8 protein-coding genes are annotated in these 10,878 nt (G+C 51.6%); all 8 read left to right on the top strand.

Annotated features, from left to right (window positions below; translation table 11 throughout):
- The first annotated feature begins 2 nt into the window (after nt 1-2).
- The gene (locus tag AR333_RS21915) at nt 3-1,391 is read left to right on the top strand and encodes a GldG family protein (RefSeq protein WP_068777508.1); all 1,389 of its coding nucleotides are present in this window, start codon (nt 3-5) and stop codon (nt 1,389-1,391) included.
- Nucleotides 1,388-2,326 (top strand): DUF4340 domain-containing protein, encoded by a 939-nt coding sequence (locus AR333_RS21920; RefSeq protein WP_068777509.1) that lies wholly within the window; start codon nt 1,388-1,390, stop codon nt 2,324-2,326. Before AR333_RS21915 ends, AR333_RS21920 begins: the two co-directional genes overlap by 4 nt.
- Nucleotides 2,327-2,505: 179 nt before the next feature.
- Entirely contained in the window at nt 2,506-2,766 is a 261-nt protein-coding gene (locus tag AR333_RS21925; protein ID WP_253735946.1) for a hypothetical protein, read from the top strand.
- Nucleotides 2,767-2,823: 57 nt separating this feature from the next.
- Complete coding sequence (locus AR333_RS21930; protein ID WP_172798922.1) at nt 2,824-4,131, top strand: hypothetical protein; 1,308 nt, start codon at nt 2,824-2,826, stop codon at nt 4,129-4,131.
- 180 nt (nt 4,132-4,311) lie between these two features.
- Complete coding sequence (locus AR333_RS21935) at nt 4,312-4,734, top strand: hypothetical protein (protein ID WP_068777511.1); 423 nt, start codon at nt 4,312-4,314, stop codon at nt 4,732-4,734.
- Between the two features lie 277 nt (nt 4,735-5,011).
- Nucleotides 5,012-5,698, top strand: coding sequence for a heptaprenylglyceryl phosphate synthase (locus AR333_RS21940; protein ID WP_068777512.1), 687 nt, complete (start codon nt 5,012-5,014; stop codon nt 5,696-5,698).
- Between the two features lie 50 nt (nt 5,699-5,748).
- Nucleotides 5,749-8,073, top strand: a complete 2,325-nt coding sequence (pcrA, locus tag AR333_RS21945) for a DNA helicase PcrA (protein WP_068777513.1) — start codon at nt 5,749-5,751, stop codon at nt 8,071-8,073.
- A 29-nt stretch (nt 8,074-8,102) separates the two neighbouring features.
- Nucleotides 8,103-10,130 carry an NAD-dependent DNA ligase LigA gene (ligA, locus tag AR333_RS21950; RefSeq protein ID WP_068777514.1) on the top strand — a complete coding sequence of 676 codons (2,028 nt, stop codon included), beginning with the start codon at nt 8,103-8,105 and terminating at the stop codon, nt 10,128-10,130.
- Nucleotides 10,131-10,878 lie beyond the last annotated feature (748 nt).

Consider the following 10,878-nt stretch of genomic DNA (forward strand, 5'->3'; position numbering starts at 1 on the left):
CGATGAAGAAACTGTTGCGCGGTACAAATACGGCGGTACTCACCGTTGCGGTCATTGGCATTTTCATTCTGCTGACTTTCTTTCTTCATTCGTTAAAAGATTTTCAGCTCGATTTGTCCAAAAATAAAATGTACACACTTTCGGAGCAAACCATTGGTACTCTCCAGGGCTTAGATCAAGATATTCAAATCACTGCTTTTACCAATCCTATGGAAGATTCCGAAGGGGTCTTGACACGGGAAGTCACGGATATGGTGCAGGAATACACCAAACGGAACAATAAAATTACGTTTAAGCAGTACGACATGCTCAAGGAGCCGTCTAAAGCGCAGCAGTATGGCGTTCAGCAGAGCAGTGTTATTTTTGAAAGCGGAGACCAGAAGAAAGTCGTCTCCTTCTCTGAAATGTTCACGGGCGGGGCGGGCGACGGTTCTTACCAGTTTACAGGTGAGGAGAAAATGACGCAGGCGCTCAAGAGTCTGACCAGCAAGGAAAAACACACCGTGTATTTCCTCTCGGGACATCAGGAGATCACACTGCAGGAAATGACAGCTTTGAAATCCAGTCTGGAAGGCGAGAATTATACGGTTCAGGAGCTTAACCTGTACCGTGAAGGCAAAATTCCGGATGACGCGGAGATGCTTCTGCTGATCGGACCCCAGACCGATCTGAACGATAAGGAAACCGAGCTTATTAAGCAGTACCTGGACGGAAAAGGCAAGATCTACGTAGCGCTGGGTTTTAGCAAAGACATGGCAACGAGCTGGAAAAACATCGATGCTATCATGAACACGTATGGAATTAAGGACCAGCATGCGGTAGCAATCGAGACCAAGCAGAGCACGCTTTATGATCCGCTTACCCTGATTCCCGAATACGGCACTCACGCGATCACCAGCAAACTGTCCCAATATAACCTGCTTACGATGATGTCGCTGACTGTCGCGCTAAATGCGGAAGACAAGGAAGGTTTCACGAGCACGCCTCTTATCCGGTCAACCGCTGGTGCGTATGGAGAGACGGATATTGCCGGCCTGATGCAGTCGAAGACGGATAAAGACGATAAGGACGTCCCCGGGCCTCTCAATCTGGGTTATGCGGTTGAAGACAAAGAGGGCAAACCGAAAGCCGTTCTGCTCGGTGGTTCAACCTTCCTGATGGATGGTGAAATTACCGTACAAGGAAATCGGGATTTTGCGATGAACAGTATAGGCTGGCTGCAAGAGAAGAAAGATCAGGTTACGATTCGGCCAAGGCAGAATGAAGCATACCAGACAGCAGCTCTGACACCGGGTCAAGCGCAAATCATTTTCCTGGGTGCGGTCGTCATATTCCCGCTGTTGTTCTTGCTCCTTGGCGGTTTCATCTGGTGGAGGAGGAGAAAAGGATGAAGAAGTTCATGCCGAGCCTGCTTCTGGTAGTGTTCCTCGGAGGGCTCTGGTATGCCTGGAGCCAAGACTTTTTCAAAGAACAACAGCCGCTTGAGCAGGCCAAAGCACTCGTTCAAGTTAATGTTCAAGAAGTACAGAGCTTCTCCATTGAAAATAAGGACCAGCCGGTGATTGAGCTTATCCGTAATGATGACGGATGGTCCATGGCGAGGCCCTCTGCCGCCCCGCTTAACCCGAACTTGACGGAAGGCTGGATCGATTCCTTTAATTTGCTGACACAGGAGCGGGCTGTAGATGAGCACGCATCGGATCTTGCCAAGTTCGGACTGGCTGAGCCGTCCTCCGTGTATCGGGTTAGCCTGTCGGATGGAACAACCAAGGAGGTCAGGATCGGATCAGCGACACCTGTTGAGGGATATGTGTATGTTCAGCTTAACGATTCCCCGGCAGTTTATCAGGTGAATGAATCTTCGATCACGGCGCTGAATAAAAGGCCGCTCGATTTTGTAGAAACGAATCCGGTGAAATTTGATTATGATCGGGTAAAAAGCATTTCGTTCAACTGGAAAAACCGCAAGTGGGATTTGGTAAAAAATGAAGGCGACAAACCGTCCGCCGAATCCAAATGGAAGATGGGCGGCAAGGAGATCGAAGGCGCAGAAGCTGTTCAAATGCTGGAGAGGGTACGATCCATGGATACGGAACAAATGCCCAAACCGGCACTGGAGGCGGCTGTCAAAGCAGTAGATTGGACGATGGAGATCGTCGAAACGATAGATGGCAAAGATCTTAAAAGTACGTATGAAGCCCGCCCCGACGAACAGGCAGCCTGGGTAATCAGGCAGGGGGGAGAATGGGCGTATGCCATACCGGCCTCGTTTGCAGAGGAACTGGCGGACTTGGGAGCTCCGAAGTCTGAAGGTAGCGGCGGATAGGCATTAAAGCGAATAAGCGAGGGATAAGGGCTTTCATGCCCTTGTCCTTTTTTTTTATTAGGTCAGTTAAGCAGTAGACTACATAGCTTTGGTTAAATATGGGCATGATAGACACAGCATACAGGCTGAAGGATAGAGCGGCAGACTGGTAATCGAAGTGGAAGGGGAGTGAATCAGACGTGCAACCTGACATTGTTAACCCAAGGGAAGAGACGCAAATACCCGCGGCAGGCTTGAAACGGATGGGTGCTTTAACTATACCGGATTTGCAGTCGTTGGGGGATTTGATCCGTTTCGAGGATATGCTGGCCAAGCGATGCTCCGAAGGTGCGGAGCGTTCGTCGGATCCTGAATTGCGCCGTGTTTTCAGCGAATTGGCTGAACTCCGGCTCGCAAGAGCGCGGCAGCTTTTGACTGCGCTCAGAGGCACGGAAATTTAACGAGTACATGTAGAAAGGTTGTATGCTGCATGTTCTTATCCAATTGCGGAGGTGCTAATGATGCAGGTAAATCTACAAACTGCCAGTCAGGCGGAAACAGAATGGGATCTTGCGGATCTTGCTGTGGCTGAGTTTAAACGTCTCGCTTCCAAGTATGCAGCGGCGGCCTGGAACGCCGACCAGCCGCAAATACGCGCCTTGTACAGGGAGCTTTTGCGGCAGACACTGGATGATCAGGACCGTTTATATCAAGTAATTGCGGTGCGGATGGGCAAGCGTAAAATTCATGAAGCCAATCCGGCCGAAGTACAGCAGGAAATTGCAAGGCATGACCAGGCACTCCGGGAGCTCGAGTTTTTGATCCGCAAAGAGTACAGCCAGCAGCAGTTGCTTGTGGATCAAGACAAGTTCGTGGAGTCTCGGGCGAATTCCGCGGATGACTTTACGGAATCTTTCGCGGATCCGCTGAAGGAGCCTGAGGAAAAACCGGTTCCGGTTTTTAATTCGGCGGCAGAGCTGCCTCCTGCAGAGCCGTTTCAGCCGCCTTCATTTCAGAGTGGAGGGTTCCTTGTTATGGGGAATGGGCTTCATGCAGAAGATATCTATGCGGCTGACACATCTGCTTCCGCTGCGGGCAATACGAGTGGGCCGGTGGTACCTGATTCGGATTCCGCTGCCGCTTCGGATAACGGCTCGTTTGTCTCTGCTCCCTCAATCCCTTCGGGGGCGGGGGCGGATTCCGGCCGTATGCCTTATATTGAGGGCGGACAAGGCGCACCTGTCGGTGAAATATCCGCTTCGTACGGCAGTTCTCCCCCGACCAGGGAAGTGCTGCCTGTAGATGCCCGCACGGTTCAAGCGGGGGACGGGTCGCCAGCGAACGGACCAGTGCCCGCCTACGGCAATGCTTATGCGTGGGGCGGCCCGCCATCTGCGGCCCCTCGCCCGCCGGCGTACGGTGCCCGCCCATTCATGCCTGCTCCGGCACCGGCGTATGGCGCCAGCACGCAAGGAAGCGGCGTTTCGTCGCGGATTGGCGCCGCTGTGCCGGCAAACGGCGCCGCGTCCGCCTACGGCACACCGCCGTTCGGCGCAGCCCGTCCGCCCGTCCGTTCCGAATCGGACGGGGCCTTTCCTCGGCCCTACGGACAGTCGGCCGGGCCGTCTAACCTGCGCGGCGGCCCAGGGTTGCCTGCGCAGCAGGCGGCTGCGCCCTACGGCCGTCCGCAGCCGCCTTACGACCGCCCGGAGAACATGGGCGGTCAAGGAGCAGAGCGCCCCGGTTCTCCGGGCGCTCCGCAGCAGGCGCCCGCGTACACGCCGCCTGCTCCGCCTTATACCGGTGGGCCGCCGCGTCACCGGTAATTTTCCCTGCTGCACGGCACGGAGTCCGCAGCGCTAGATCAGGAGCGCCCTCATTTTAAGAGGGCGCTCTTTTCTTTGTCCGTCGTGAACAAAGAACATGGTATGAAAATCCTTTGTCCCACATATACAAGTTACAGGGATGTCCAAGTAACTTATTTCTAGTAAAGGAAGTGTTCATTTATGCGTTCAACGCGTTTCAAAATGTCCTCGGTCCTTCTGCTTCTCCTTCTTTTCGCATCCAGTAGTGTTTTGACGGCCTGTAGTCTTCTGAACAAATCCGATACCTCCGCTGATCTTGCTTCTGCAGGCGGTCTGCCGGCTCTGGATGCACAGCTTGATCAGAATGGCACGGCCGCTACCATTTCCTACAAAGTCCGCAATCTGGCCATCGCGGGGGACAGATTAGGGGAGACTCATACAGATGGACAGGGACATTTGCATTTGTATGTGGACGGAGTCCAGAAAGCCATGCTCAAAACCGATGCTCCGGTTCGGCTAGAGAACATCCCGCCTGGCAAGCACACCATTAAGCTTTCCCTCCAGCAGAACGATCACGTGGCTATTAATGTGGAGAAAGTATTCGAGATCGAAGTCAAGAAATAACCTCCGGCCTACAGGCATTTCATACATACATCTCTGAAGAGATCCTCCGGCGCAAGAATCCGGGGAGGTCTCTTTTTGGCCGTTAGAGCATTCTCCCGAGATTCTTTCTTATGGTCTAACAGAAATTCTCTCTTTCGCGAACGTATATTCCTGTTTTATAATAAAAAGAAGCCAGTTTTCGTCATTTGACACACCCTGACGCGTAGCATAGACTGAGGGTATTGAAGTGCAGAGAGGCGGGCTTTCCGCCTATGCTTGAGCGGAGGGAAGATACGTTTTGATCGTAGACAGTTCCAAATGGAAACACGTGTTTAAGCTTGATCCCGATAAGGAAATATCGGATGAATCCCTGGACCGGATCTGCCTGTCGGGTACGGATGCTATTATTGTAGGAGGCTCTTCCGGCGTTACGTTTGACAATACCGTCGACCTGCTTTCACGCATACGCGGGTATGAAGTGCCTTGTGTGCTTGAGGTGTCTGACTCGGAGGCAATTGTCCCTGGTTTCGATCTCTTTTTTATACCTATGGTGCTAAATGCGGAAGATCCCGATTGGATTCTAGGCCGCCATCATGAAGCGATCAAGGAATATGGCGCTATGATGGATTGGAACGAGATCCTTGTGGAGGGATACGTCATCTTACATGCAGATTCGACTGCAGCCAAGATAACTAGAGCCCGTACGGGTTTAAGCGCAAGAGACGTGCAGGCATACGCGCGGATGGCGGAGCATTTGCTGCATCTGCCAATCTTCTATATCGAGTACAGCGGTACGTTCGGAGATATGGAGTTGATCCGCAGCACCAAGCGGGTGCTGGAGACAACCCGTCTTTTCTATGGGGGCGGAATAGACGGACCTGAGAAAGCGAGAATGGCAGCGGAAGCGGCCGACACTATCGTCGTAGGCAATCTTATCTATGAAGACTTGGAGCGTGCACTGGAGACTGTGCAGGCCTTGATATAATAAGCGGCAGCCGGCTGCAGCCGGAGGGGCCGTGGAAAGAAGGTACTTCCATGATTGATATACAGCAAGCTATACAGAGGCTTAACCCGCAGCAGCGCAAAGCCGTTGAAGCGACCGATGGCCCGCTCCTCATTATGGCAGGAGCGGGAAGCGGTAAGACCCGTGTGCTTACGCACCGGATCGCCTATTTAATCGGAGCCAAAAGAGTAGCGCCCTGGAGTATCCTGGCGATTACTTTTACCAACAAAGCCGCGCGTGAAATGCGGGATCGTGTAAGCCAGCTTATCGGACCGTCCGCGAATGATGTCTGGGTATCTACGTTTCACTCGATGTGCGTACGTATCCTGCGTAAAGACATCGACCGGATCGGATTTAACTCGAACTTTTCCATCCTGGATTCAAGTGACCAGCTTTCTGTTGTTAAGACCTGCATGAAAGAGCTGAACATAGATACGAAGAAATTTGAACCCAAAGCGGTTCAATCGGCAATCAGTACAGCCAAGAATGAACTCGTCACCCCTCAGCGCTTTGAACAGAAGGTTGGCGATTATTTTGACGGCCTTGTGGCCAAAGTGTACACCCTGTACCAGAAGAAGCTCAAAAGCAATAATTCACTCGATTTTGATGATCTTATCATGTCTACGATCCAACTTTTTACGGACGTGCCTGAGGTGCTTGATTTCTATCAGAATAAGTTCCGTTTTATCCATGTCGACGAATATCAGGATACGAACCGCGCCCAGTATATGCTTTGCCAGATGCTGGCCGACAAATCCAAGAATCTGTGCGTTGTAGGGGACTCCGACCAATCTATTTATCGCTGGCGGGGCGCGGATATCACCAACATTCTGAATTTTGAAGAAGACTATCCGAACGCGACGACTATTCTCCTTGAGCAGAATTACCGCTCCACCTCGACCATTCTTCAGGCGGCTAACCAGGTCATCGGTAACAATACAGGCCGTAAGGCCAAGAACTTGTGGACCGACAAAGGGGAAGGCGATAAAATCCGTGTCTACCAGGCGGATTCCGAACATGATGAGGGCTATTTTATAGCAGGGGAAATTAACAAGAATACGGCCGCGGCCAAAAAATACGCCGATCACGCTATTTTGTATCGTACGAATGCACAGTCCCGGGTTATAGAGGAAATCTTAATTAAGTCGGATATCCCTTACCAGATCGTAGGTGGGATCAAGTTCTACGACCGCAAAGAGATTAAGGACATTCTCGGGTATTTAAGATTAATTTCCAATCCGGATGATGATATTAGTCTTGTTCGCGTTATTAATGTTCCGAAAAGGGGGATCGGGGGCACTACCTTGGATAAGGTAGCGGACTTCGCGGCCCGTCGCGGAATTTCGATGTATGCGATGCTGGAAGAAGTGGAATCGTTGGAGATATCGGCAAGAACGCGCAATGCTCTGGCTGATTTCCGCGAAATGATTTTTAATCTGAACCGGATGGTCGAATATTTATCTGTTACTGAGCTGACAGAGAAAGTGCTCGAAATGAGTGAATACCGGTTGGAACTTCAAAGGGAGAATACGCTGGAATCCAAATCGCGCCTCGAGAACATTGACGAGTTCCTATCCGTTACGAATGAGTTCGAGACGCGCAACGAGGACAAGTCCCTGGTTTCTTTCCTGACGGATCTTGCCCTTATTGCTGACATTGATTCCATGGACAAGGATGATGAGCCGCAGGACTCTGTTGTACTCATGACTATGCACAGTGCCAAGGGACTGGAATTTCCCGTAGTCTTCATTATCGGAATGGAAGAAGGCGTCTTTCCGCATAGCCGCGCGAACACGGATAATGAAGAGCTGGAGGAGGAACGGCGTCTTGCTTATGTAGGGATTACGCGCGCTGAGAAAGAACTGTTCCTTACTTGCGCGAGAATGCGCATGCTGTTCGGCCGGACAAGCGCGAATCCCCCTTCCCGTTTCTTGAAGGAGATTCCACAGGAATTGATGGAAGTGCTGGCTTCCGGCGGCGGAGGAAGCACGTTCTCGGGCTGGTCCCGCAGCGGCGGCACATCCTTCGGCAGCCGCAGTTCATCCGGATTCGGCGGCGGAACTTCAGGGACAGGCTTCGGGCAGACGGCTTCCAGCGGTACATCCTGGGGCCAGCCTTCGGCAATGGGTAAACCGACCGGTACGGTTCGGAGTGCCCCCCGTACAGCTGTTCCTGCGGGCAACCAGCCTGCAGAAGGTTTCAAAATGGGTGATAAGGTCTCGCACGGCAAATGGGGTACGGGCGTTATTGTCGCGGTGAAGGGCAAGGGCGACGATACGGAGCTTCAAATAGCCTTTCCTGCCCCGGTAGGTGTCAAGCGTCTTCTTGCGAAGTTCGCCCCGATTACGAAACAGTAACTTTTATTTGACGGAGAGGAAGAATGCAGATGACCGACTTCGCTTCGGAGATGAAGACCCTCATCGAAGCTATCGACACGCATAATTATAATTACTACACGCTGGATCGTCCGGTGGTCAGCGATGCGGAGTACGATAAGCTTTATGACCGGCTTGTTGAGCTGGAGCAGACAACGGGGACGACTCTACCCAATTCCCCTACTCTTCGTGTAGGCGGGGAACTGCTCAAAGGCTTTGAGCCGCACCGGCACCTGTCCCGGCTCTGGAGCCTTGACAAGACTCGTGATAAAGAAGGGCTGAATGCGTGGCTTACACGCGTACTCAAGCTAGTGGGGGACTATAACAAGAACAACCCTGAGCAGCCTTTGCCGCATCCGACCTTTGTCGTGGAGCTCAAATTCGATGGACTCACCCTGAACCTCACGTATGATCAAGGACGTTTGGTACAGGCTTCCACTCGTGGTAATGGAGCTGTTGGTGAGGGTATTCTGGAGCAGGTGAAGACCATTCGCTCTGTTCCGCTTGAGATTCCATACAAAGATGGGATTATCGAAGTGCAGGGTGAAGGCCTGATGTTCTTGTCCGTTCTGGATCAATACAACCAGACAGCGGCCGAGCCGCTTAAGAATGCCCGGAATGCTGCTGCCGGTGCTCTGCGGAACTTGAATCCTAAGACGACGGCACAGCGCAAGCTTAATGCCTTCTTCTATAATGTAGGGTACTCGGACAATATCCGCTTTGATAACCATCAGGAGATGGTGGCCTTTCTCAAAGACAACCGTTTTAAGGTCAGCCCGGATACCAATTATTTCGATTCCATTGATGATGTCATGAGCCAGTTGGAGAAGATCGGCTCTGAGAGGCTTAGTTATGATTTTCTGATCGATGGAGCTGTAGTCAAAGTGGCCGATATGCGTACGCGTGAAGTTCTCGGTTATACGGATAAGTTTCCGCGCTGGGCAATTGCGTTCAAATTTGAGGCGGAAGAAGTCACGACAGTGCTGGAATCCGTGTCATGGGAAGTAGGCCGCACTGGTAAAATCACGCCGGTGGCACGGGTAGAGCCCGTAGATTTGGCGGGTGTAACAGTTCAGAACTGTACGCTTAACAATATCGGAGATATCGAGCGTAAGAACTTGAGACATGCGTTGGGAAGTCTGGTCTACATCCGCCGTTCTAATGATGTGATTCCCGAAATTCTGGGGAAAGCGACGGAAGAAAGCGACGGGGAAGAAATTGTCTGCCCGACCCAGTGTCCTGCCTGCGGAACAGAGCTGGAGCAGCGCGGTGCGCATTTGTTCTGTCCGAACCGGCTGGGTTGTCGCCCTCAAATGATCGGCCGCATTACACATTTTGCATCGCGGGATGCGATGGATATCGACACGTTCAGCGTGATGACAGCCGAGCAGCTGTATCAGGAGTGCGGAGTACGCGATCCGGCAGATCTCTACAAGCTGACTTATGACGATCTGATTAACCTCGATAGATTCGGGGAGAAAAAAGCCAATAAGCTCCTTGCCGCCTTCGACAAAAGCAAGGAATGCGATTTATCTTCCTTCCTGTTCGCGCTTGGAATTCCGAATACAGGCAAAACAACTACCCGCGTGCTAGCCGATCATTTCGGCAGCCTCGAGAAAGTCATGCAGGCGTCGATCGAAGAATTGATCTCTCTGCATGATGTCGGCGGGATTGTCGCCGACAGCATCTACACCTTTTTCCGCGATCCGCTCATGCAAGACAGCATCGCCCGCATGCAGGCGGCTGGTGTCCAGCCTCGCGCAGAAGAGAAACCCGCCGCCGCGGCGGACGAGAGCCATCCCTTCTTCGGCAAGACGATCGTGCTGACCGGTACGCTCAGCGCGATGAGCCGGGACGAAGCAGCGGATCGGCTTGAGGCCCTTGGCGCCAAAGTGACCGGCAGCGTCTCGAAGAAGACGGACATCGTCATTGCCGGCGAGAGTGCCGGCAGTAAGCTCGCCAAGGCTCAGTCCCTTGGCATCCGTGTCATAGACGACGAGCAGGAGCTCCTGGAGCTGCTCGGTGTTCAGCAGTCCTAGTTATTTGCCGCGTGCAGCTTTACGGATTTGTCCGGGCAATAACAGTCCATAGACCAGAAACCAGGCCATAAGCAGGCCTGGTTTCTTTTTATATGCTCAGGGAGATGATTGGAATGCAGATATAGAAATCTAGAATCTGTTCAAAGCGCTAATATTCGTTATTTCTAATATATAGTTCCACCTAAGCGCAGGTCACCCGTCCATTATAGAAATCGGGGGGGAGGGGCAGAAGCATTGTATTTTATTGACGTGGACCTCGGAACTAATTATCGATTTGCGTTCGTAAAGTTTACAGCGGACAAATTACCCTGGCGGATTTGCCGTGCCTTCATTTTTATCCATATCAAATGAGAGATAGCGAAACAACTAACCAACGGGATATTCGCTATGCGATATTGCAATGCAGACAAGTTCTTAGAGTTCGCTATGCGATACTGCATTTCAGAGAAAGCTCATAGGGTTGGTACCTTCTAAAAAATCCCTATATACCCAAGAATGCCGGGAGTGAAACGGCATTTTAAAAATAATTTAATAAAAGGGTTGCATTTCAAAAACAAACCTGATAATATTAGTTCTTGTCACCGCGAGTGACGCAAACATTAAGTAAGCTCCTTGAAAACTGAACAGAACGAATTTACAAACAGCAAATGAGAAGAAATTCTCGTCAGCATTAACTTTTTGAGCTATTCAGCTTGAGATAAACGCCGGCTTCGGCCGGCACCCTTATCGGAGAGTTTGATCCTGGCTC

Source organism: Paenibacillus sp. FJAT-26967 (assembly GCF_001541095.1).
Lineage (GTDB): Bacteria > Bacillota > Bacilli > Paenibacillales > NBRC-103111 > Paenibacillus_F.

What these genes read in the sequence shown, in the direction of transcription:
- AR333_RS21915 (WP_068777508.1), top strand. Translation starts at nt 3, where the DNA reads ATGAAGAAACTGTTGCGCGGTACAAATACGGCGGTACTCACCGTTGCG.
- AR333_RS21920 (WP_068777509.1), top strand. Translation starts at nt 1,388, where the DNA reads ATGAAGAAGTTCATGCCGAGCCTGCTTCTGGTAGTGTTCCTCGGAGGG.
- AR333_RS21930 (WP_172798922.1), top strand. Translation starts at nt 2,824, where the DNA reads ATGATGCAGGTAAATCTACAAACTGCCAGTCAGGCGGAAACAGAATGG.
- AR333_RS21935 (WP_068777511.1), top strand. Translation starts at nt 4,312, where the DNA reads ATGCGTTCAACGCGTTTCAAAATGTCCTCGGTCCTTCTGCTTCTCCTT.
- pcrA (WP_068777513.1), top strand. Translation starts at nt 5,749, where the DNA reads ATGATTGATATACAGCAAGCTATACAGAGGCTTAACCCGCAGCAGCGC.
- ligA (WP_068777514.1), top strand. Translation starts at nt 8,103, where the DNA reads ATGACCGACTTCGCTTCGGAGATGAAGACCCTCATCGAAGCTATCGAC.